Origin of the sequence: Collinsella aerofaciens, from assembly GCF_040910325.1 — a bacterium.
Lineage (GTDB): Bacteria > Actinomycetota > Coriobacteriia > Coriobacteriales > Coriobacteriaceae > Collinsella > Collinsella aerofaciens_BL.
The window spans coordinates 82582-105088 of the sequence record NZ_JBDGAV010000003.1 but is presented as its reverse complement, the minus strand read 5'-3'; the positions used below and the strand labels follow the sequence as shown (position 1 = coordinate 105088).

Genomic DNA, 22507 nt, shown 5'->3' with positions numbered 1-22507 from the left:
CCTCCGATGTTCTGATTCGATACGCCTATTGTAAAACATGTTGTTTAAACATGTACAGGCAAGATAAAAAAGTTGCTCGATTTTCGGCGAATGGTTACATGCCATGAAAAAGCCCCGACCTCACAACGTGAGATCGGGGCAAGAGCGGTATGTAGGTTTTGCTACTCGGCGTCGGCGAAGCCGTTGGGGTTGTGGCTCTGCCAGTTCCAGCTATCGCGGCACATGTCCGCGATGTCGTACTGGGCCTTCCAGCCCATCATGCGCTCGGCCTTGGAGGCATCGCACCAGTTGGCAGCGATGTCGCCGGCGCGGCGCTCGCGGATCACGTAGGGCAGCTCCTTGCCACAAGCCTTGGAGAAGGCGGCGACGACCTCGAGTACCGAGGTGCCGGTGCCGGTGCCCAAGTTAAAGATCTCGACGCCGGTCTTGCCGTTCATCCAGTTGAGGGCGGCCACGTGACCAGATGCCAGATCGCACACGTGGATGTAATCGCGCACGCCGGTGCCGTCGGGGGTGGGGTAGTCGTTGCCAAAGACCTGAACGGCCTCGAGCTTGCCCACGGCGACCTGGGCGACATAGGGCACCAGGTTGTTGGGGATGCCCTTGGGATCCTCGCCGATCAGGCCCGACGGATGGGCGCCGATGGGATTGAAATAACGGAGTAGCACGACGTCCCACTCGGGGTCGGCGGTGTGGACGTCCATAAGGATCTGCTCGATCATCCACTTGGTCCAACCATAGGGGTTGGTCGCGGGCTTCTTAGGATCCTCCTCGGTGACGGGCGGGTTGTCCGGGTCGCCGTAGACGGTCGAGGAGCTCGAGAAGATGATGGACTTGCAGCCATGGTTGCGCATGACGTCGATGAGCACCAGGGTGTTCTCGATGTTGTTGTGGTAGTACTCGACGGGCTTGCTCACCGACTCGCCGACGGCCTTAAAGCCGGCAAAGTGGATGACGCGGTCGATCTGATGGGTATCGAAGATCTTGTTCATCGCATCGCGGTCGAGCACGTTGGCCTCGTAGAAGGTGAGGTTCTTGGCGGCCTCGTCGCCCACGATGGTCTTGACGCGGTCGACGGCGACGGCGCTGGAGTTGGAGAGATCATCGACGATGACGACCTGGTAGCCACCCTCGAGCAGCTGAACGACGGTGTGCGAGCCGATAAAGCCGGCGCCACCGGTAACGAGGACACAGGTGTCTTTGGGGTCGAGTGCTTTGGACATGTAGTCTCCTATCGAATCAGGAACACTTCTTCAGGGGAGTATAGCGCAGGCAGGGACGCCCAAATCGTGCGCTGTAGGAAAAGCAGAGGATTGTGCTAACGTACTCATAGAAGAGCTTGCGTACGCATAACCTGATCTTTGGCATTTGCTTACGAGCCGCTGACCTTGCAGTTTCCTGCCGTTCGTGGAAATCGTTGGGACGCGCCATATGTACGCTAATATGTATGAGTTGAGCGACATATAAATAAGCATGTAACGGAGTACATATGTCACCAAACAGCGATTCCATCCTTTCCCAGGAGCTCTCGCGCCGCACTGCCCTCAAGGCCCTGTTCGGCGCCGCTTCTGCGGCAGTTCTTTTTGGCCTGCCCGCTCGCGCCCATGCGGCGGAGGCTTCCAAAGAAACCACCGATAAACTGAATGCCGCCCAGGCCCAGCTCGACGAGGTTCAGGCCCAGCTCGACAGCATCGCAAATGAGTATGCGGCGCTGGCCAACAAGAATGCCCAGACCCTCAACGACATCGAGAATGTCCAGGGCAAGATTGACGACACGCAGGCCCAGATCGATGAAAAGAAGGCCGAGCTCAAGAAGAAGCGCAACGACCTTTCCGATCGCGTGGCCGCCAGCTACAAGTCCGGCGGCACGAACATCCTGTCGCTGCTGCTGGCCTCTGGCTCGTTTGAGGAACTCGTCGCCAACGCGCATTACGTTGAGAAGATCAACAAGAGCGACCGCGACGCCATCGAGGACATTCAGACCATCCAGGAAGAGCTCGATGCGCAAAAGACCGAGCTCGAGTCGCAGAAGGCCGACTTAGAGAAGCTCAAGGACCAGCAGACTGCCCAGATGCAGGACATGCAGGCCAAGCAGCAAGAAGTCCAGACCGTGCTGAACGGTCTTTCCGACGACGTCAAGGAGCTCATGGCTCAGCGCGATTCCGAGATCCTCGCTGCTGCCCAGGCTGAGGAGGCCGCTAGGAAGGCTGCCGCTGCCGCGGCTGCCGCGAACAAGAACAATTCCTACTCGGGTGGTTCGAGCTCGGGTGGTGGATCGTACGCGCCCGGAACTCCGCAGCAGAATGCCGGCTCGGGCAAGCAGCAGGCTGTCGTCAACGCGTGCTACTCCACGCCTTCGCCGGGTCAGAACTGGTGCGCGGCGTGGGTCACCAATGTCTTCCGTAACGCCGGCGTTGGCTACTTTGGAGGCAATGCGTGCGACATGTTTAACGCCTGGTGCTATAGCTCCGACCGCTCGGCGCTGCAGGTGGGCATGATCGTGGCCGATTCCTCGCACAGCGGCACGGGTGCTCCGGGCCTTATCTACGGTCATGTGGGTATCTACGTTGGCGGCGGCATCGTTATGAGCAACGAGGGTGCCATTACGTCTAAGTCGCTCGATTCGTTTATTAGCTTCTATGGCACTGGCTCTGGCGTGCGTTGGGGCTGGCTCGGCGGTATTGCGCTGTCGTAACGGTGGTTTGAAGTAAGTTGGTCCGTGGCTGCCCGAAAGGCATTAGGTTGCCTGCTCGGACAGTCCTGCTCGCACGGAGAGCACATTAAGTGCTCTCCGGCTCGTGCGGAACTCGCGATCAACCTAATGCCTTTCGGGCAGCCACGGACCTCTCGGGTCCAATACGTCACACGCCGGACTGGGTTATCTGAATAAAAATGGCGAAGGCCCCTTTCGGGGCCTTCTTTTTATAAAAATTCGCCGACTCGGTGGACTTCGGGTTCTAGGTCTACGTTGAATTGGTCTTTGACGGTTGCCTGGATGTGGCGGATGAGTTCGTCGACATCGGCGGCGGTGGCGTGGTCGGCGTTGACGATGAAGCCGCAGTGCTTCTCGCTCACCTGCGCGCCGCCAACGGCGTGTCCTCGCAGGCCGGCATCCATGATGAGTTTGCCGGCAAAGTAACCCTCGGGGCGCTTGAAAGTGGAGCCGGCACTCGGCATGTCGAGCGGCTGCTTGTCCTCGCGGCGCTGGCGGTAGTCGTCCATGTCGGCCTTGATCATCGCGGCGTTGCCCGGAGCGAGATTGAAGGTGGCCGAAAGCACGATGAAGCCGTCGTCGGCAATGCGGCTCTTGCGATAGCCCAGGTTGAGCTCATCGACATCGAACTCAATGATATTGCCGCTGCCGCGGGTGCCGTCGTCGAGCTGGCGAGCGGGTTTGTAGACGCGCACGGACTCCAGCACATCGGCCATGCAGGCACCGTAGGCACCGGCGTTCATGTAGCAGGCGCCGCCGACCGATCCGGGGATGCCCGAGATGGGCTCCATGCCGGTGAGGCCGGCCTCGGCTGCCGCCGCGGCGACATCGGAAAGCAGCGCGCCGGCTGCCGCCGTGACGTGCGTGCCGTCGACGGTGATGTTGGAGAGACCTTCGCCCAGCGCCACAACGACGCCGCGGATGCCCTTGTCGCCGACGAGCAGGTCGGAGCCGTTGCCCACGATGGTGAGGGGTAGATCGCAGCGATAGCAGGTATCGAGCGTGGCGACGAGGCCCTGCTCGGTATCGGGCGTAACAAAGACGTCGGCCGGGCCGCCGATCTTAAACGTGGTGTGCTCGCGCATGGGCTCGCTCATCAGTACGTTGTCCTCGCCGGCAACGCCAGCAAGCGCGCACAGCAGGTCCTCGTTAAAAAAATCGTTTTCGTGCATACTAATAGCCGCCTTTTGGTGGTCGTTGTCATCAATCGATTGCAATATACCCCACCCGGACGGATTTGGTGCGCTGGCGGCGATAAAACAGCCGTCTACCGGATTGGTAAAGTGTTTATCACCGAGGTAGAGGGGTAGTCGCTATACTTTCAAGAGATTGCGCGTAAACCCGGAAGGAGCGAGATGGCCAACAAAGTCACCCTCAAGCAGATCGCCCAGGAGGTGGGGCTTTCCCCCTCGTCGGTCTCGCTTGTGCTCAATAATCGGCCCTGTCGCATCTCGGAAGAAAACCGCAAGCTCATCAAAGAGGTCGCGGCGCGCAACCACTATGTTCCCAACCAGATCGCGCGCAGCCTGGTCATGCGCGAGTCGCGCACCCTGGGCCTTATCGTCCCTAACATCGAGAGCCGCTTTTTTGCCTCGCTCGCCGGTAGCCTGGAAAAGCGCTGCCGCGAGGACGGCTATGCGCTCTTCATTACCAGCTCGGGCGGAAGCGCCGATGACGATCTGGAGCTGCTGCGCCAGCTGGTGACGCGCGGCGTTGATGGCGTCTTCCTGGTCGTAGGCGACGAGTTCTCCGACGACCGCGCCCTGCGCGAAGAAGTCAGCCATCTGCCTATCCCTGCCGTGATGGTCGACCGTGCCATTGAGGGGCTCGAGTGCGACAAGGTGATGTTCGACCACGAGATGGGTGGCTACATGGCCACTCGCTATCTGATCGAGCAGGGCCACCGTCGCATTGCCTGCTTGGTTAACGCGCGCCGTTCCAATACGGGGCGTAAGCGACTTGCCGGCTATGAGCGCGCGCTGCGCGAGGTTGGCCTGCCTATCGACGCACGTTTGGAGTTTGAGAGCGAGTACTACATTCCGAGTGCCTATGAGGCCTCGGAGGCGGTGCTCGCAACTGATGCCACCGCTGTGTTCGCAAGTTCGGATAACATCGCCCTCGGTCTGCTCAAGCGCTTGCACGAGATGGGGAAGAGCATCCCGGGCGATATCTCGGTGGTGAGCTATGACAACTCGGCGGCCGACGTTCTCTTTGAGCCGGCGCTGACCGCGATTGAGCAGGATCCTGGTGTCCTTGCGGAGCATGCTTTTGGCTGCATGTCCAAGCGTCTTGCCGGTAGGGGCGGCAGGCGTGCCGAAGAGGTCGTCCTGGAGCCGGCGCTTATCGTTAAGGGCAGCGTGCTCGAGCTTACCGAATGTAGCTAAGCGTACTTGTTTGTTTGCATAGATTGCATGCGGAGTGTCCGCTATTTGCCGGCGGGGCCGGGGTGCCTGCCTTGTTTTGAAAAGTGGGCTCCGCGAACTTCTCAAAACAAGGCAGGCACCCCGGCCCTCGTCCGTAAACTCTTCCGCTGGGCGAGCCATAGACGCCGCGTACCGATACGGTAAAGTGGCGGCTTGAAATTGGTGCTATATTCAGCTTGAGTTGTTTAATGCTAGTACGGGAGGGTGATATGGGGCTGTTCAAGAAGAAAAACCCGCAGGATGCCTTTGATCCCGATGTGTTTACCATCACGGATACGATTTTGGACCCACCGCGGTTTACGTTTTTGCCGGCTATCTACCAGGATGCCACGCGCCGCAAGTGGGCCGTGCATCAGCGCGGCGGCGAGCCGAAGATTTTTGACTATGCGGATGTGCTGCAGTGCGAGATTGCCGAGACCGGAAATCCCGAGGATGTGCCGGAGCTCAGCAAACGCGAACTGGCTCAGCAGATTTTGATTAATCCAGCTCAGGCTACCAAAAACAACGCTGCCAAGCGTAATATGTGCCTTGGTATGGGTGTCATCGTTGTCGTGCAAACCGGCAAGGATGAGATTTCGAAGCTTGAGATTCCGGTGACCGCGGGCGAAGTCAAGCGAGACTCCGGCCTATATCGGTCGTATCGGAACGTTGCGGAGCAGATCAAAGAAGCCTTCGACGCCATGAGGCGTCCGGAGCAATGATTCCTGCAGCATCAAGCAGTTGAGGAGTCTTGCCCATGTCGAGTGAACCATATGCGATTCCGCCCAAAGACCGCGCCTTTGAGGGCATTCTTTGGTATATCAAACATTATGACCTGCAGAGTGGCGACCGGCTGCCCGCCGAGCGTGTGCTCTGTGAAGAGCTGGGCGTGTCGCGCACGGCGTTGCGTGCTGCGATCACGCGCCTTATTTCGTGCGGAACTTTGGAAAGCCGCCGCGGTTCGGGCACCTATGTGTGTCCTCCCAAACCGCTGAACATCTTTCAGGAAACATGGAACTATACGCAGGCGGTGGAGAGGGTTGGCTCAAAGTCGACCGCGCGCCTGGTTTGGTCCAAGGTCGTGTATGCCGATATCGATCTTGCCCAAAAAGCCCAGATCGACCTGGGCATGCCGCTCTTCTGCATTCGGCGCGTGCGTGTGGTCAACGGTTCCCCGGCATCGATCGAGACGGCTTACGTCAATCTGTCTTTGTGCCCCTCGCTTCCCGATCACGATTTTGAGCAGGAAAGCCTCTACGACGTTTTGCTCAAGGAGGGGAATGTCCATGTGACGCACGGCAAGGAGCATATTTCCATCAGCCGTCTGAACGCCGACGAGGCCAAGTTGCTGAATGCTCAGGAGGGCACGCCGGTGTTTTACAAGGCTTCGCACGAGCGCGACGAGACCGATGGCTTTGTCGAGTATTGCAAGTCCGTGATTCTGCCGACCAAGTATCGTTTTGCCGATAACGGCGAGGCAGACGGCGTTGCGACGAAGGTGGGTGTCGAATGGCTGATGCAGTAGAAGACTTGCCGGTTTACAAACAAATTCGCCGCTGCATTGCGGAGCGAATCGAGCGCGGCGACTACCCGACGGGCTCGATGATTCCGTCCGAAAACGAGCTGGCCGAGGAGTTTGGCACGACACGCCTGACAATCCGAAGCGCCATGGACGAGCTGGTCAAAAGTGGCCAGATTCGTCGCGTGCAGGGCAAAGGCGCCTTTGTGGGACACAAGTGGTTTGACGAGCACGAACGCAAGGGCGGCTTCCGCCAGTCGGTTTTGGCATCGGGCGCGACGCCGTCGGTGCGCATCCTGGCGCGCTCCAAACGCTACGCCGGCCCGTATTATGCCGACTTGTTTGGCATCGCCGAGGACGATCTGCTTTACTCGGTGCGCCGCCTCAACTGCATCGATGGTGAGCCCGTATCGATCGAGATGACACTGATTCCGTGCCTGCTGTTTCCGGGCATCGAAGACGTGGACATTTCGGTCTTCAGCCTGTTCGAGACCTACGATATGTTGGGACGCAAGCCAGATCAGTCGGTAGAGAAACTCGATATCGAGGCGCTGGGCGCACGCGATGCGAGTTTGCTCAATCTTGAGCCGGGCGATCTGGCGCTCGTGCTGGAAGGCCTGACCTATGACTCGAGTGGGCAGGCAATCGAGCATGCCAAGTCTTTTACCCGCGGCGACGCCGGCGGATATACCTACAACTATTAGCGTCTAGAGCGTCCCTGCGCATGGCGGGGGCGCTCGTTTTTACGGATATATGTCGCTTGACCGATGAGCGGCAAAAACTGACCGTCTACCGAGAGGGGAGGATGAAATCATAAAATCGGTATTAAAAACGGCTAACCTGTAATCGTTCACTGGTATTAAGAACCTTTGAATTGTTGAGCTTGGGGCCAAGATGTCCACAAGGTTAAGCGGTGCGACGGGGCGGCAAGCCCGTTCATTCCGTGCGACAATTCAAACTGCTCGTGAAAGGAGCGGGAATGAAGGAGACCGAGAAGATCGAGATCATGCACTTCGACCAGGAGGGCTACCTCGAGGACGGCAGGAACGTCTACGAGGCCGGCAAGAAGATGACCGCCCTGGCCGACCGCGTGCACGAGGAGGGCTACGACGCCGTCTTCCTGATGGGCGTCGGCGGCACCTGGGACGAGTTCATGCAGCTCGAGTACCTCATGAACAAGTTCGGCGACCGCGACCTCGAGGTCTACCTGATCCACGCCGCCGAGTGGAACGTCATGGGCCACAAGCGCATGACCGACAGGTCCGTCGTGCTGACCGCCTCCGAGTCCGGCACCACCCCCGAGGTGCTCGAGGCCGTCGGCAAGATGAGGGAGATGGGCGTGCGCGTCTTCGCCATGACCAACCCCGAGGGCAAGATCGGGCAGGCCGTGGGCGCCGAGAACTGCGTCATGATGGCCTCCGACCACGGCGCCGGCGGCTGCGAGAAGGGCTACTACCTCGCCGACTGCTTCGGCCTGCGCCTGCTCAACCGCCGCGGCTGCTTCCCCAAGTTCGACCTGTTCATCGAGCAGACGAAGGACGTCTGGAAGGACATGCTCGACATCCGCAAGCGCTTCGAGCCGCGCGCCGAGGAGCTCGCCAGGAAGTACGCGCTGGCCGACTACACCATGTTCATCGGCTCGGGCGCGCTGTGGGGCGAGACCATCCTGTACTCCATGTGCCTGCTCGAGGAGATGCAGTGGAAGCGCATCCGCCACATCACCTCGCACGACTTCTTCCACGGCACGCTCGAGCTGCTCGAGCCCGGCGTCCCGGTGTTCCTGTTCATGGGAGAGGACGAGTGCCGCGCCCTCGACGAGCGCGTCCGCGCCTTCCTCACCAGCGGCGTGACCGGCGACGAGGACTACGTCATCATCGACACCGCCGAGTACGCGATCCCGGGCCTGGACGACGACTTCCGCGTCATCGTGTCGCCGTGGATCCTGTCCGTGCTGACCACCGACCGCCTCGCGCGCAACTACGAGCTGGTCACCAAGCACAACCTCAAGTACCGCCGCTACTACCACCAGTTCGACTACTAATTTCATTTGGGGGAAACCGCAATGAGGCAATACATCTTCGCCAGCCACGCGCATTTTGCGACCGGCATCAAGGAGAGTACCGAGCTGCTCTCGGGCGCGCGCGATAACGTCCACGACCTGTCGATGTTTGTCGACGGCCGCACCGATGTCGCCGAGGAGGCCGCCAAGCTCCTGGCGACCTTCGACCCCGCCGACGACGTAATCGTGTGCACCGACCTGTTTGGCGGCAGCGTCAACAACGAGTTCACCAAGATCGTCCAGACGCGCCCCAACACCTACCTGGTTGCCAACATGAATCTGCCGCTGCTGATCCAGCTGCTCTTTTCGGACCAGGAGGCTCCCGCCGATCAGGTTATCCGCGAGATCCTCGCGGCTGACGACACGCGCGTCAAGTTTGTCAACGACCTGCTGACCGATGCGGATGACGAGGAAGAGTTCTAGTCGCCGCCTGCTATTAATGGGGCCGGGTTTCCGGCATGAGACCTTTGGGGGTCAATCATGATTCAACTGCTTCGCGTCGACCATCGTCTGCTTCATGGCCAGGTGGCCGTCTCTTGGGTCCAGGGCTTGGGTTCTGACTGCATCTTCTGCGTTGGCGACAAGGTTGCCAACGATCCCGTCTGGAAGACTACGCTCAAGATGGGAAAGCCGGCCAACGTCAAGCTCGTCATCAAGGACATGGAGCACGCCATCGAGGCCATCAACTCCGGTGTTACCGATAAGTACAAGATGATCATCTGCGTCGCCAGCATCGCCGAGGCCAAGCAGCTTGTCGACGGCTGTCCGCAGATTACCTCCATCAACCTGGGCAACACCAAGTCCAAGGACGAGCAGCGTCCCGATGCCCGTAAGATCTCCCGCCAGATCTTTGTGACTGCTGCCGAGGAAGAGGACATTCGTGAGCTCGTCGGCCGCGGTGTCGAGGTCGAGATTCGCGCTCTGGCCGACGACCCCAAGGTCGATGCCCTAAGCGCCCTCTAATTGAGAACCACGGGCGGCGCGCACGGCGCCGCCCCTATTCGTGGGCGTACCGGATAAACGCTTTACCCGTTACCCCCATCTACCGTTCACCGGGAGTACACGCCCGTTGAGCGATTGGTATTAAATAGTTTTCTCATGACTATATAATTGGTATCAAATCATTTGCACCGGTTTAGGTGTTAACAGCACACCGGTACAAGCTGGATCTGTCTAGGCGATTGTCGGCATGGAAAAGGGCGCGCTGACAAGTCGGGAATCGCCGCGCGGATCCAAGAGGGATCAAAGGGAGGAACAATGCTTGTTCAAGCGATCCTCATCGGACTTATCGCTGCCTTCGGTAAGCTCGATTATCAGCTCGGTACGCTCTATGCGTTCCGCCCGATCGTTCTGTGCCCGCTCGTCGGCATAGTCCTCGGGGACCTGCAGTCCGGCCTCGCCATCGGTGCGAGCCTCGAGCTGCTCTTCATGGGTTCAATCTCCATCGGCGCTTACGTGCCGCCCGATGAGTGTATTGGCGGTGTGCTCGCCTGCGCCTTCGCTATTCAGCTGGGTCAGAGCACCGAGGCCGCTATCGCGCTCGCGATGCCCATCGCCACTCTGTGCCTGGCCATTAAGAACGTCGTCAACGCCGGTATGCCCCTTCTGGTCGACCGTGCCGACGTCTTTGCCAGCAAGGGTAACCTCAAGGGTATCTACGCTATGCACTGGATTATCGGTCTCGTGATTGTCGTCCTGGCCTTTATCCTGTGCTCGGTCTCCTTCTATCTGGGTGCCGACGCCGTTCAGGGCCTGCTCGACTTCATCCCGACGTTCGTCCTCGATGGCTTTGGCGTCGCAGCCAACATCCTGCCTGCCATGGGCTTCGCCATGCTCGGCCGTCTGGTGCTTACCAAGCAGCTCGTGCCGTTCTACTTCCTGGGCTTCCTGCTGTGCTCCTATGCCAACGTGCCCGTCCTCGGCGTCGCCCTGATCGCAATCATCATCGGCATCGACAAGTACGACCTGCTGGGCCTTGGTGGCGCCCAGTCCCAGCTTTCTGTGGAAGGGGATGAGGACGATGACTTCTAATTCCGAGAACCAGATTACTCGCTCCGACCTCATTAAGAGCGCCGTGAACACCGGCGCCCTGGGCATGGAATTCTCCTGGACCTACTACAAGCAGATGAACATTGCCTTCTGCCTGATGGTCGCCAACATGCTCAAGAAGATCTATGCCGGCCGTCCCGATGATTACGCCGAGGCCTTGCACCGTCACAGCGCATTCTTCAACATCACCCCGCAGCTCGCTCCCTTCGTGGGCGGCATCGCGATGGCCATGGAAGAAAAGGTCGCTCGTGGCGAGGTTGAGCCCGAGAGCGTCAACGACATCAAGGCCGCCCTCATGGGTCCGCTTTCCGGCCTGGGTGACTCCTTCTTCCTGTCCACCCTGCGCGTCGTCGCCGCTGCCGTGGGCATCAGCCTGTGCCAGGCCGGCAACGTCTTTGGCCCCATCGCCTTCCTGCTCGTCTACAACATCCCGGCGTTCCTGATTCGTATCTTTGGCGCTATCAAGGGTTATGAGCTAGGCATTGGCTTCCTCGACGAGGCTCAGAAGACCGGCCTGATGCAAAAGATCATGGCCTGCGTCGGCATTGTCGGCGTTATGGTCGTCGGCGCCATGAGCAAGGACATGTTCTGGGCTTCGTTGCCCATCGCCATTGGTCAGGGCGACTCCGCCCAAACTCTCCAGGACATCCTGGACGGCATCATGCCCGGTATGCTCGGTATGGCCGCCTTCTGGCTCTACTACTGGCTGCTCTCCAAGAAGATCAACCCGATGGTCCTGATCCTCTGCACCATGGTCGTGGGCATCATCGGCGCTTACTTTGGCGTGCTTGCCTAATATGTTCGAATCGCGCTTCCATCGCGTCTAACGGTTGCGTCGATCTTTGGGGGGCTTGTCGCATCTGCGGCGGCCCCCTGTTTTTTAAAACTCCGTACGAAAGGGGAGGGCTATGGTCGTACCCGAGCTTTCGCTCATGAACATCAACCATCGTTACTACAGCATCGAGACGTTTTTTAAGGCTGCAGGTGAGGCCGGCTATCGCAATATCGAGCTGTGGACCGGCTCGATGCACCTGTATGTGGATTGCCATGAGCACGATTCGGTGGATAAGATTCGCGATCTTGCCGCCCAATACGGTATCAAGATCGTGTGCGTGTGCCCCGAGCAGAACAACCCCAAGCCGTGGAACGTCGCGGTGCGCGGTGAGGCGGGCCAAAAACGCATCCTCTCGTACTTTAAGAATGTGATCGACGTTGCCGTTGAGTTGGGCGTGCCGCAGATTCTGGTGACGAGTGGTTGGGCCTATCTGGACGAGCCGGCTGAGGACGCCTGGGCCCGCAGCGTTGCCATGCTGCGCTCGGTGTGCGACTACGCCGATACGCGCGGTATTCGCGTCGCGCTCGAGGCCCTGCAGCCGTCGGAGTCCGTGTTGGTCAACACCGCACAGGATGTCGCGCGCATCCTCGAGGCGGTCGATCGTCCCAACCTGAAGGCCTGTATCGACTTTGGCGCCATGGAAGTTGCCGGCGACACGATCGACGGCTACTTTGAGGTTTTGGGCGACAAGATCGTTCACACCCACTTTGTAGATGTGGGCGGCGGCACGACGCATCTTGCCTGGGGCGACGGCGAGCGTGATATGCGTGCCGACCTCGAGGCACTCATGCGCCACGGCTATACGGGCTATGTCTCGGCCGAGACGTGTGATGGCCGCTACTATCAGGATCCGTCCAAGGCGACGACTCAGGTTATCGAGATGTATCGCCGTGTGACAGCGGAGATGGAAGCCGAATAACTAAACTGCGCGGTTGCGCCGGAAACGCTTGGGCGGGTCTGGCGCAACGCTTTTATAGCTGGCGAGTTGTGGGGAACCCGTTGGCAGTAGCGCTCGAAATAGACAACTATTGGCGTTGTAATACCACTCGGGCGAGGAAACCGACCGTTCGCCGCAAATCTCCGTGAGTTTGGATTGGTATTAAATAACAAGCAATCGTATGGCTATAATTGGTATCAGCAAGAAGCGCGATGTATAGAATTGCGCACATGTGATGGGAGGACACACATGAAGGAGACCGAGAAGATCGAGATCATGCACTTCGACCAGGAGGGCTACCTCGAGGACGGCAGGAACGTCTACGAGGCCGGCAAGAAGATGACCGCCCTGGCCGACCGCGTGCACGAGGAGGGCTACGACGCCGTCTTCCTGATGGGCGTCGGCGGCACCTGGGACGAGTTCATGCAGCTCGAGTACCTCATGAACAAGTTCGGCGACCGCGACCTCGAGGTCTACCTGATCCACGCCGCCGAGTGGAACGTCATGGGCCACAAGCGCATGACCGACAGGTCCGTCGTGCTGACCGCCTCCGAGTCCGGCACCACCCCCGAGGTGCTCGAGGCCGTCGGCAAGATGAGGGAGATGGGCGTGCGCGTCTTCGCCATGACCAACCCCGAGGGCAAGATCGGGCAGGCCGTGGGCGCCGAGAACTGCGTCATGATGGCCTCCGACCACGGCGCCGGCGGCTGCGAGAAGGGCTACTACCTCGCCGACTGCTTCGGCCTGCGCCTGCTCAACCGCCGCGGCTGCTTCCCCAAGTTCGACCTGTTCATCGAGCAGACGAAGGACGTCTGGAAGGACATGCTCGACATCCGCAAGCGCTTCGAGCCGCGCGCCGAGGAGCTCGCCAGGAAGTACGCGCTGGCCGACTACACCATGTTCATCGGCTCGGGCGCGCTGTGGGGCGAGACCATCCTGTACTCCATGTGCCTGCTCGAGGAGATGCAGTGGAAGCGCATCCGCCACATCACCTCGCACGACTTCTTCCACGGCACGCTCGAGCTGCTCGAGCCCGGCGTCCCGGTGTTCCTGTTCATGGGAGAGGACGAGTGCCGCGCCCTCGACGAGCGCGTCCGCGCCTTCCTCACCAGCGGCGTGACCGGCGACGAGGACTACGTCATCATCGACACCGCCGAGTACGCGATCCCGGGCCTGGACGACGACTTCCGCGTCATCGTGTCGCCGTGGATCCTGTCCGTGCTGACCACCGACCGCCTCTCGCGCAACTACGAGCTGGTCACCAAGCACAACCTCAAGTACCGCCGCTACTACCACCAGTTCGACTACTAAGAGCTGGCCGCAGGGCCGATATCTTGGCTGGTTGATATCTCGACCCTACACAAGGGCGTCCGCATTCGCGCGGGCGCCCTTTTTGCGTTTCCGTCGGCGCAGGGTGTCCTCGGCGGAAATCTCATCCCGGAATTTCGGCTCAGAGTGGGATGCGGTTTCCGGATGCGTCCCATTCTGAAGCCCCGAAACGGGACGCGCTTTCCGCTTGGGGTCCGATCCGGAAAGCTCATCCCGTTCCGAGCATCAAATCCGGGACATGCTTTCCGCGCTCCGCCCCTTGCAGAAAGCGCGTCTCCTTCCAAACACAAATCTTGCGGTACAGCTTCTGCAAAGACGCGAAGTGGCCGCTGACAGCAAAGAGGGGCTGCCGAGACAATGCCCGACGGCCCCTCCCCTCATAACTTGCTATCGATGCCAATCGCCACAAGGGCGCGGCTGCCTACTTGCTGATCGCGCCCGTCATATAGATAAACTGCACGCGATTTATATGTCCGCCCTGCTCGCCGTTGACAAAGTCCGTCGGCGTAAAGCCGGGGTTGAGCATTTCCTCGATCTTGTCCTTAACGGTGTCGATGACCTGAGTATCGAGATTGCTCGTTCGGTCGGTAAGCTCCTGCATGCCGTTGCCGAGCTCGGATGCGCCGCTGGCAAGCGTACCTGCACCCGAGGAGAGAAGATTCATGCCGCTAGCAAGGCTAGCGGCACCTGTCTTGAGCTGCGCCGCACCGTTGTTGAGCTGTGATGCGCCGTTGGCAAGCGCGGGCGTGGCACCGTTGAGCTGCTGTGTGCCCGCAGCAAGCTGGTCGGTGCCCGCGGCAAGAGCCGCGGCGCCATCGCTCAGCTGACCCGCGCCCGTTGCTGCAGAGCCAACACCGGCGACAAGACCGGGGTTCACGGCCGTGGGGTGTGCCGGGTTGATCGCGCTGTTCATATAGGCGATGGCTCCGGCCAGGCTCAGCTGTTGGCCATCCTGGACAGTGGTGTAGCCCTGAATGGCGCTATCGAGCGCGGTGACGGCACCCTGGGCGCCGCCCTGGGCGCCGGCCGCCTGGGCCAAAGTCGTAACCTGATCGGTAAGCGTGCCAAACATGGACTCGGCACCCTTAAGGCCCTGCGACACCTGCGTGTTAAGACCCTGCGCGCCCGCAACGGCATTGGATGCAGAATCGAGAAGCGCGGTAAGACCCGTCGCATCGGCGCTCGATGCCGCCGTGGCGGCGGCACCCGCGCTGGTAGCAGCACTGCCGGCACTTGCGGTGGCGGCATCCAGCTGTGCCGTAGCCTCGCTTAGCTTGGCTGCCGCAGCCTTGGCGGAGTCGAGATCGGCCGCGTTATCCAGCGCGTCCTGAGCATCGGCGACCGCCGCCTTGGCAGCGGCAATAGATGCAACGGTGCTCTCGGCGCCAGCCTTTGCGCTCTCGGCGTTAGCCTTTGCCGCATCGTTGCCCATGGCGCTTGCGGCCTGCTTTGCCCCGCCGAGCGCCTGCTGTGCACCGGCAAGGTACTGCCCCTCGCCGCTGAGCGCCGCCGTAAGACCCTGCGGCCCGTACAGCGCGCTGTAGGCGTTGCCCGACGTAGCGGTCACGGCGTCCTGGGCCGCCTTGGCCGCAGCCTGCGCCTTGGCAAGGTTTGCCTCCTGAGCCTGCTTGCCCAGCGTCAGCGCGTCGACGTACGTATCGGACCCAGCGGCAATTCCACTTATGCCGCCCGAGATCTGCTGTGCGCTCCCCTGCAGCTTGGAAAGGCCCGCCGAAAGATCGGACGCACCGCCCTTAAGCTGCACGGCACCGGCATTAACCCCCTCGGCACCGGCATTAAGGTTGCTCACGCCTTCGACCAGCGTGGGGACCTGCGCGTTGAGCTGACTCGTACCCGCCGCGAGCGCAGCGGCGCCACTGGACAGCGTGCCGGCACCGGTATTGGCCGTGGCAAGCGAGGCCGCGAGCGTCTTGACACCGTCGGCAACCTGGCCAGCACCGCTATTGGCCGTAGCAATACCGTTGGAGAGCTCCACGAGCTGGCTCGTATCCATGCTGCTCGAGTCCACATCGATGGCAAGATTCAGCGGCACGCCGACAATCTGCCAGCCATCAAACTCAAAATCCTCAACATCGGTCGTAATGGTGTAGTCTCCGGTGCTGCCGGGAATCACCATGTAGGTAAGCTGCGTGTTGGAGCCGTTGGCAGCAACCGTGGCGCCCTCAGCCTCAATATCGTGTGCCTCGGCATCCTTAAGCTGACCGGTAATCTGAACCAGGTAGTTATCGGCATAATCGCCACCGGTATAGTCGTCATTCTTTTCGACCTTGAGCTTCATGGTGAGCTTGCCGCTCTTGCCCGCCAAATCCTTGGCGTCGATATCGCGGCCATCGAGCTGGTATGCCACGGTGACGTTCCACGGCATCTGAGTGTTCTTGTCCAGATCGCCCTGGTAGACAAAGTCCTGCACTCCCTGGCCCGTAACGGCAACCGACCCGCTGTCGTCCGTTAGTTTTTGAGTCGTCGATAGGTTGGTCACTTTGTTATAGGTGCCGGCATCGTCGATCTTGACGCCCTTATTGGCCTCGAAGCTATTGACCACGTAAACACCCGTGCGATTGCCGTCGGCATCGGTTTTGACGTATACGACCTGGTTTTTCTTATATCCCGGCGTGCTGTTATCGGAGTCCGTCGCCATCTGTTCACTCGTAGCCGAGGCAGCGCTCGTCGACCCTACGCCGTCGGCGAACACAACGGCACCGGGAACGGTAAGGGCCACGGTCAGACCGGCGGCAAGAGCGAGCGCAGCGATGCGCTTATGGGGACGACGTACAAGATCGCGTTGGGCTTTGAGCTCTTTCGAAGCGGTATCAGTGGTATGGGTATGCATTGCGGTATTCCTTCCAACTGCTTTGTAAAACGTTACTGAGCGGAGCCGTCCGCAGCCGATGCCTCGGTGGTATCCGAAACCGGATCCTGGGCATCCTTGGGCAAAAAATGAGCTTTGAGCGTGGTCTTGCCGATGAGGCCATCGAGCACATACAGGAAACCCGGCAGCGCAAAGAGTACGGCGACTAGGGAGATGCTCACGCCGACGCCCAGGAACCAGCCGATCTGCTTGAGCACGCCGTGGCTCGAGATCGCATGGATCAGGAAGCCACTGATCAGCAGAACCGATCCAGAGGTCAAAACAGGAATCGTGCAAGCTTCCATGGTCTCGAGTAGCGCTTCGCGCTTATGCATGGTCACGCGGTCCTCACGATAGCGGTCAGCAATCAGGATGCCGTAGTCGACGGCAACGCCCAGCTGGATGGAGCTCACAATTAAGTAGGCGAGGAAGAACTCGTGCATACCGGTGTAGAGCGGTGCAGCAAAGTTGATCCAGATCGAGGTCTCAATCACGAGCACCAAGATGATCGGCAGGCTCAGCGACTTGGTGGCCAGCAGCAAGACCGCGAACACGGCCACGACGGCGATGAGGTCGACCTTGCCCTTATCGACGGTGATGGTGTCCTTAAGGTCGGTGGTGCTCACGCCCTCGCCGGCGAGCATTGCCTTACCCGGATAATGTTTGTCCGCGATACAACGAATCTTCTTGACCAGCTTAAATGTACTCGGACCCTCGTAGGGCGCGGTAACCGTGAGCACCAAACGGCTGTAGTGCTCTCCCTCCACCAGATCGAGCGTGTCCTTTTCGGCCATGCCCGTGGGGATATAGGGACTCGCAACGTCAACATAGCTCTGGATGGACTTGACCTCGGGGAGCGCCTTGAGCTCATTGGAGAGTGCCTGCTCCTCGCTCACCTCTCCACGGGGAACGAGCACAACGTAGGTATCGGAGTTGCCAAAGACCTCCTTGACCTTGTCCATATCCTGACCAAGCCGCGTATCCGAACCAAAAATGTGCGAAGTGCCGTAGTAGTACGTGATATCGCTGGAGGTCGATGCCACACGCGCAGGGTAAACCACGGCGAGGATCACGACGGCAGCGGGGATACAGACCTTGAGCACCAGACGGGCGAACTTACCCAGCGGCGGGACAAAGGGCCTGTGCTGCGATTTTTGCACAAAGCCATCGAACTGAACGAACATCGAAGGAACAAAGGTAAAGACCGATACCAGGCTGATGGCGATACCCTTTGCAAGGGCAAGACCAAGGTCGGGGCCGATCTTAAACTGCATGGCGGCAAGCGCGATAAAGCCGATGCAGACCGTGCAACCGCTCGAAAACACGGCGACCGAGGACAGGCAGCACGACTGCACCATGTCTTCGGCAACGCTGCTGTGGCGGCCACGCTCCTCGTTAAAGCGGTGCAGCAAAAAGACCGAGAAGTCCAGCGCGATGGCAACCTGCAAAATGGAGCCCGCAGAGTTGGTGACAAAGCTAATCTCGCCAAAGATGAGGTTGGTGCCCCAGTTGATAAACACCGAGACGCCCAGGCCCAGCAGCACCAGGATGGGTTCGGCCCAGCTGGTAGTCGTGATGACCAGAATCACGAAGATAATCGCTATGACAGCGACCGTGATAATGCTGATCTGCTGCTCGGTCGATGTGGTGGCGAGCGCGTTAGACATGGCCGAGCCCGTAATGGCGCCCTCGTCGCCCACGATATCTCGAATAGCGTCGGTTGCCTCGATCTCCTTTTCGGAATTAACCGTCACCGTAAACAGGGCGTTGTTCTTTTTGTAATAGGTCTCAACGGTGTCTTTGTCTTGCGTGGCAAGCGGCTGATCGATATCTGCCGCGTCGTCAAGCCATAGGACCTCCTCGACGCCGTCGACCTTTTTGATTTTGTCCTTGTATTTGAGCGCCTGAGCGATCGAGACATTGGGCACCATAACGCGACAGTTGGGAATGTCACCCTCAAACTCATCACCCATGGTATTCAGAGCGACGGTCGACGCCGCTTCGTCGGGCAGATAGCTCGTAATGTCGTAGTTAACGCCTACAAACTGGCGCAGGAACAGGCATACCAGTGCTGCCACCGCATAGAACGCGATGATGGGTTTGCGGTGCTTCACGACCCATCGAAATAGCTTCTCTTTCAACCTCAATCCTCCATAACGCTCAGCCTATGTTTTGCTCTTTGTTATATTCCACATTTGGTAGTTATACAACATGTGTAGGATAAAGGCGCCATAAAGATATGCGATTGACGCGGTCCCGGAGCCAAAACAGCCGCTGCAGAAGCAGTTCGGAAAAGGTCCTCAGCGGAAACTGCATCCCAGTTTTTAGACGAAAAACGGGATATGGTTTCTGGTTGGCCTAGATAATCGTCAGATTTAGCTGAGCGTCTGCCCCTATGTTTCCAAATGAATACGGTGTGAGCTGCGGACAAGGATTTTCCCCGCAAGCACTCTAGTATGCTAAAGTACCCAAAAGACCGGCGGAGCTATGCCGGTCGTTTGTTCTGTATGCAACACAGCATGAGGAGGCTCACCAGATGACGGCCACACCGTGGGGATTCCGGGACATATTGCCCGAGGAGGCTCAGGCGCGCGAGGAGATTGCGCTGACGGTGAAGGGCTGCTTTAGGGAGCATCATTATCTGCCGGTTGAGACGCCGCTGCTCGAGGACAAGGGCTCGCTCGAGGAGGGCGGCCGTATCGCGGACACGCCGTTTAAGCTTTTTGACGATGACGGCCGCTTGTTGGTGGTTCGTCCCGACAATACGTTGCCGATCGTGCGTTTGGTCTCGACCCGCATGCGCGCGGCCGACTTGCCGCTGCGCCTGCGCTATGAGGCGCCGGTGGTTCGCGAATGCCAACGCAATGCCGGCGGTTCGCGTCAATTTACCCAGCTGGGTTTTGAGCTCATCGGCGCGGGCGATACCGCGGGCGATGTCGAGATCGTCTCGCTGGTGGCCGAGGCCGTTCGCAAGTTGGCGCTGCCCGATGCGCGCATTATCGCAGGTAGCGTGCGCCCGTTTAAGGAGCTGCTCGCGGCGTGCGAGGATCGCGAGCTGGCTGCCGAGGCTCTGCGCTGCGTGCACGCCAACGACTTTGTGGGCCTCGATGCCCGCGTGGCGGCAAGCGCCGAGACCGATGCCGTTAAGGCCGCCGTCAGCGAACTGCCGCGCCTGCATGGTGGGGCCGAAGTGCTCGATCGCGTGGATGCGCTGCTGGCGGCTGCCGGTATTGTCGCGCCGCTCACGCGTGAGCTGCGCGCGCTGGTCGAGGGCCTGGCGCCCGAGGACGCTCAGGTGCTGTCCTTCGACTTTTCCATTATGAATTCTTTCGATTACTACACGGGCCTGGTCTTTAAGGCCTATGCCGGTGGCCTGCCCGATCCGGTGGGCTCGGGCGGTCGCTACGACTCTATCTTTACCGGCGCGTTCGGCGACGGCATCGGGGTGCCGGCGGCGGGCTTCGCCTTTTCGCTCGAGCGTCTGGAGGCCGCGTGCACCTCTGCCGAGGACGCCGCCTCCGATGGTGACCACGCCGTGGGCCGCGGCGCCGAAGGCCCGCTACGCATCGCCGTGCCCAAGGGCTCGCTTAAGGCCGACACGCTCGACGTGCTCGAGGCCGCGGGCCTGGACGTCTCTGAGCTGCGCGACCCCGGCCGTCACCTGATTGTGCGCGGTCGCGACACGCGTGCCGGCGAGGGCACGGTCGGCGATATCGAGTTTGTCATCGTGCGTCCCAGCGACGCGCCCGCTTTTGTGGGCTGTGGTGGTGCCGATTGCGGCATCTGTGGCTGGGACTCGCTCATCGAGGCAGACCTCAACTTGCTGCAGCTGGTCGATCTGGGCTACGGCCTGTGCACGTTTATCGAGGCAGAGCCCGCGTGGCGCGCCGGCCAGGCCGAGCGCAACTATGCCCGCCGCGGGTCGCTTCGCGTGGCCACCAAGTATCCGCGCATCGCGAGTGCCTGGTATGCCGAGCGCGGCGTGAACGCCGATATCGTCTCACTGCACGGCAACATCGAGCTGGGCCCCATCGTCGGTATGACCGATCGCATCGTGGACATTACCGCCACGGGCGCCACGCTGCGCGATAACGACCTGGTTATTACTGGTCGCATTATGGACTGCACGGCCCGCTTCTTTGTCAACCCGGGTGCCGCTCGCCTGGATCCGCGCGTGCGCAACCTCGCAGATCGCCTGGCCGCGGCCGTGAAGGACAAGCATTTTGAGCCCGTCGCGGGCTCGGCACAATAGCGCGAGCACGCACGGGCGTCCCAACGTCTGGGCTGCGGGCCGATTGGCGCCGCCGCCCGGCCTCTCGTTTTTTCAAACGCAACCTCGACCGATAGGGGATACCGATATGAAGACCATCAAGCTTGCTCCCGGCGAGCGCCTCGTTACCAACCAGCTCAACCGCAAGGGTGTGCTGCCGCAAAACATCGTCGACGCTGCCCGCGATATCGTGGCCGATGTGCGCGCCAACGGCGATGCCGCGGTGCGCGATTGCTGTCAGCGTTTTGACGGCGTTGAGCTGCAAAGCTTCCGTCTGCCGCAAGAGCAGATCGATGCCGCGCTCGAAGGCCTCGACCCCGCGTTTGTCGCGGCGCTCGAGAAGGCCGCGCGCCAGATTCGTGAGTTCCACCAGCGCGAGGTCGAGCAGAGCTGGTTTACCACGCGCCCGGACGGCACGATGCTCGGCGTTAAGGTGACCCCGCTTGCCGCGGCCGGCATCTACGTGCCGGGCGGTCGCGCGCAATATCCCTCCACGGTGCTCATGAATGCCATTCCCGCCAAGGTTGCCGGCGTCAAGCGCGTGGTTATGGTGACGCCGCCGCAAAAGGACGGCCTGATCAGCCCCTACACGCTCGCCGCGGCAAAGCTCGGCGGCGTGGACGAAATCTATATGGTGGGCGGCGCTCAGGCCGTGGCCGCGCTGGCGTACGGTACCGAGACCATTCCGCGTGTCGACAAGATCACCGGTCCGGGTAACGCTTTTGTTGCCGCTGCCAAGCAGATTGTCTCGGGCGACGTGGGAATCGACATGGTCGCCGGCCCGTCCGAGGTCTGCGTGCTGGCCGATGCCACGGCCAAACCCATGGTGGTCGCGGCAGACCTGATGGCCCAGGCCGAGCACGATCCGCTGGCGGCCTGCTATCTGGTGACTTGCGACGAGCAGTTTGCGCGCGAGGTCGAGGCCGGCATCGACATCCTGGTGGCGCAGTCCCCGCGTGCCGAGATCACGCGCACCTCGCTCGATAACGAAGGAACCATCGTGGTGGCCGCCGATATGGCTGCCGCCGTCGAGGCCGTGAACACCGTGGCGCCCGAGCACTTGGAGCTGCACTGCAAGGATGCGATGGGCTTGCTCGGCGGCATTCGCAACGCCGGCGCCATCTTTGTGGGCGCTTGGAGCTCCGAACCGCTTGGCGATTATGTTGCCGGCCCCAACCACACGCTGCCGACCGGCGGCACGGCCATGTTCTCCAATCCGCTTTCGGTCGAAGAGTTCGTTAAGCGCTCGAGTGTCATTTGCTATACGCCCGAGGGCCTGCTCTCCGACGCTCCCGCCACACAGCGTCTGGCCGAGGCCGAGGGCCTGTGGGCGCACGCGCTCTCTGCTGCCCTGCGTCGTCGCGTGCTGGAGCAGGGTGAGGATGCCGTGAGTGCCGAGTCGCTGGCTGCGGCCGACCTGACCAAGGTCGCCTGGCCGGGCGACGCTGTGGCGACGGTCGCCGAGGGTGTGGACCTGGCGGCTGCAGGCTCGGATGGCGCCGGCGCGACCGGCGAGGAGGCCTAA

The 22507-nt window shown here is 60.5% G+C and carries 18 protein-coding genes; 14 read left to right on the top strand and 4 right to left on the bottom strand.

The window, feature by feature from the left end:
• Window positions 1-161: 161 nt before the first annotated feature.
• On the bottom strand, window positions 162-1223 hold the full coding sequence (galE, locus tag AB5Z25_RS02385; protein ID WP_006235870.1) for a UDP-glucose 4-epimerase GalE: 1062 nt from the start codon (window positions 1221-1223) through the stop codon (window positions 162-164).
• A 266-nt stretch (window positions 1224-1489) separates the two neighbouring features.
• Between galE and AB5Z25_RS02380 the strand changes: the two genes are divergently transcribed.
• A complete protein-coding gene (locus AB5Z25_RS02380; RefSeq protein ID WP_006235871.1) occupies window positions 1490-2695 on the top strand; it encodes a coiled-coil domain-containing protein in 1206 nt (401 codons plus the stop codon).
• A gap of 227 nt (window positions 2696-2922) precedes the next feature.
• Here AB5Z25_RS02380 and murB read toward each other — a convergent pair whose 3' ends face one another.
• Window positions 2923-3885 carry a UDP-N-acetylmuramate dehydrogenase gene (murB, locus tag AB5Z25_RS02375; protein WP_368134701.1) on the bottom strand — a complete coding sequence of 321 codons (963 nt, stop codon included), beginning with the start codon at window positions 3883-3885 and terminating at the stop codon, window positions 2923-2925.
• Window positions 3886-4068: 183 nt separating this feature from the next.
• On the opposite strand from murB, the gene AB5Z25_RS02370 reads away from it, so the two are divergent.
• The 11 genes from AB5Z25_RS02370 to AB5Z25_RS02320 all read left to right on the top strand — a co-directional run bounded on the left by AB5Z25_RS02370 (window position 4069) and on the right by AB5Z25_RS02320 (window position 13825).
• Window positions 4069-5097 carry a LacI family DNA-binding transcriptional regulator gene (locus AB5Z25_RS02370; RefSeq protein ID WP_006235873.1) on the top strand — a complete coding sequence of 343 codons (1029 nt, stop codon included), beginning with the start codon at window positions 4069-4071 and terminating at the stop codon, window positions 5095-5097.
• Between the two features lie 248 nt (window positions 5098-5345).
• Window positions 5346-5837: a hypothetical protein gene (locus AB5Z25_RS02365; protein ID WP_117770536.1), complete on the top strand. Its 492-nt coding sequence runs from the start codon at window positions 5346-5348 to the stop codon at window positions 5835-5837.
• 35 nt (window positions 5838-5872) lie between these two features.
• Complete coding sequence (locus AB5Z25_RS02360) at window positions 5873-6640, top strand: GntR family transcriptional regulator (RefSeq protein WP_117770537.1); 768 nt, start codon at window positions 5873-5875, stop codon at window positions 6638-6640.
• Window positions 6625-7338: a GntR family transcriptional regulator gene (locus AB5Z25_RS02355; protein WP_006235877.1), complete on the top strand. Its 714-nt coding sequence runs from the start codon at window positions 6625-6627 to the stop codon at window positions 7336-7338. Before AB5Z25_RS02360 ends, AB5Z25_RS02355 begins: the two co-directional genes overlap by 16 nt.
• Before the next feature lie 275 nt (window positions 7339-7613).
• A complete protein-coding gene (locus AB5Z25_RS02350) occupies window positions 7614-8675 on the top strand; it encodes an SIS domain-containing protein (RefSeq protein ID WP_117770657.1) in 1062 nt (353 codons plus the stop codon).
• A 21-nt stretch (window positions 8676-8696) separates the two neighbouring features.
• A complete protein-coding gene (locus AB5Z25_RS02345; RefSeq protein WP_006235880.1) occupies window positions 8697-9116 on the top strand; it encodes a PTS sugar transporter subunit IIA in 420 nt (139 codons plus the stop codon).
• Between the two features lie 57 nt (window positions 9117-9173).
• Window positions 9174-9656 carry a PTS sugar transporter subunit IIB gene (locus tag AB5Z25_RS02340; RefSeq protein WP_055252644.1) on the top strand — a complete coding sequence of 161 codons (483 nt, stop codon included), beginning with the start codon at window positions 9174-9176 and terminating at the stop codon, window positions 9654-9656.
• Window positions 9657-9950: 294 nt separating this feature from the next.
• A complete protein-coding gene (locus AB5Z25_RS02335) occupies window positions 9951-10724 on the top strand; it encodes a PTS mannose/fructose/sorbose/N-acetylgalactosamine transporter subunit IIC (RefSeq protein WP_006235882.1) in 774 nt (257 codons plus the stop codon).
• Window positions 10705-11538, top strand: coding sequence for a PTS system mannose/fructose/sorbose family transporter subunit IID (locus AB5Z25_RS02330; protein WP_006235883.1), 834 nt, complete (start codon window positions 10705-10707; stop codon window positions 11536-11538). Before AB5Z25_RS02335 ends, AB5Z25_RS02330 begins: the two co-directional genes overlap by 20 nt.
• 112 nt (window positions 11539-11650) lie before the next feature.
• Window positions 11651-12496, top strand: a complete 846-nt coding sequence (locus AB5Z25_RS02325; RefSeq protein ID WP_117770651.1) for a sugar phosphate isomerase/epimerase family protein — start codon at window positions 11651-11653, stop codon at window positions 12494-12496.
• Between the two features lie 267 nt (window positions 12497-12763).
• Entirely contained in the window at window positions 12764-13825 is a 1062-nt protein-coding gene (locus tag AB5Z25_RS02320) for an SIS domain-containing protein (RefSeq protein WP_161144580.1), read from the top strand.
• Window positions 13826-14264: 439 nt separating this feature from the next.
• Here the strand turns inward: AB5Z25_RS02320 and AB5Z25_RS02315 are convergent, their stop codons facing one another.
• On the bottom strand, window positions 14265-16694 hold the full coding sequence (locus AB5Z25_RS02315) for a hypothetical protein (protein ID WP_368134700.1): 2430 nt from the start codon (window positions 16692-16694) through the stop codon (window positions 14265-14267).
• A 32-nt stretch (window positions 16695-16726) separates the two neighbouring features.
• Window positions 16727-18853, bottom strand: coding sequence for an efflux RND transporter permease subunit (locus AB5Z25_RS02310; RefSeq protein WP_368134699.1), 2127 nt, complete (start codon window positions 18851-18853; stop codon window positions 16727-16729).
• A 395-nt stretch (window positions 18854-19248) separates the two neighbouring features.
• Here AB5Z25_RS02310 and hisG point away from each other — a divergent pair, with 395 nt between their 5' ends.
• Window positions 19249-20964 (top strand): ATP phosphoribosyltransferase, encoded by a 1716-nt coding sequence (hisG, locus tag AB5Z25_RS02305; protein WP_368134698.1) that lies wholly within the window; start codon window positions 19249-19251, stop codon window positions 20962-20964.
• 106 nt (window positions 20965-21070) lie between these two features.
• On the top strand, window positions 21071-22507 hold the full coding sequence (gene hisD / locus AB5Z25_RS02300; RefSeq protein ID WP_368134697.1) for a histidinol dehydrogenase: 1437 nt from the start codon (window positions 21071-21073) through the stop codon (window positions 22505-22507).

Coding starts and splice junctions, on each gene's coding strand:
- galE (WP_006235870.1), bottom strand. CDS start 1,223: ATGTCCAAAGCACTCGACCCCAAAGACACCTGTGTCCTCGTTACCGGT.
- AB5Z25_RS02380 (WP_006235871.1), top strand. CDS start 1,490: ATGTCACCAAACAGCGATTCCATCCTTTCCCAGGAGCTCTCGCGCCGC.
- murB (WP_368134701.1), bottom strand. CDS start 3,885: ATGCACGAAAACGATTTTTTTAACGAGGACCTGCTGTGCGCGCTTGCT.
- AB5Z25_RS02370 (WP_006235873.1), top strand. CDS start 4,069: ATGGCCAACAAAGTCACCCTCAAGCAGATCGCCCAGGAGGTGGGGCTT.
- AB5Z25_RS02365 (WP_117770536.1), top strand. CDS start 5,346: ATGGGGCTGTTCAAGAAGAAAAACCCGCAGGATGCCTTTGATCCCGAT.
- AB5Z25_RS02360 (WP_117770537.1), top strand. CDS start 5,873: ATGTCGAGTGAACCATATGCGATTCCGCCCAAAGACCGCGCCTTTGAG.
- AB5Z25_RS02355 (WP_006235877.1), top strand. CDS start 6,625: ATGGCTGATGCAGTAGAAGACTTGCCGGTTTACAAACAAATTCGCCGC.
- AB5Z25_RS02350 (WP_117770657.1), top strand. CDS start 7,614: ATGAAGGAGACCGAGAAGATCGAGATCATGCACTTCGACCAGGAGGGC.
- AB5Z25_RS02345 (WP_006235880.1), top strand. CDS start 8,697: ATGAGGCAATACATCTTCGCCAGCCACGCGCATTTTGCGACCGGCATC.
- AB5Z25_RS02340 (WP_055252644.1), top strand. CDS start 9,174: ATGATTCAACTGCTTCGCGTCGACCATCGTCTGCTTCATGGCCAGGTG.
- AB5Z25_RS02335 (WP_006235882.1), top strand. CDS start 9,951: ATGCTTGTTCAAGCGATCCTCATCGGACTTATCGCTGCCTTCGGTAAG.
- AB5Z25_RS02330 (WP_006235883.1), top strand. CDS start 10,705: ATGAGGACGATGACTTCTAATTCCGAGAACCAGATTACTCGCTCCGAC.
- AB5Z25_RS02325 (WP_117770651.1), top strand. CDS start 11,651: ATGGTCGTACCCGAGCTTTCGCTCATGAACATCAACCATCGTTACTAC.
- AB5Z25_RS02320 (WP_161144580.1), top strand. CDS start 12,764: ATGAAGGAGACCGAGAAGATCGAGATCATGCACTTCGACCAGGAGGGC.
- AB5Z25_RS02315 (WP_368134700.1), bottom strand. CDS start 16,694: ATGCATACCCATACCACTGATACCGCTTCGAAAGAGCTCAAAGCCCAA.
- hisG (WP_368134698.1), top strand. CDS start 19,249: ATGACGGCCACACCGTGGGGATTCCGGGACATATTGCCCGAGGAGGCT.
- hisD (WP_368134697.1), top strand. CDS start 21,071: ATGAAGACCATCAAGCTTGCTCCCGGCGAGCGCCTCGTTACCAACCAG.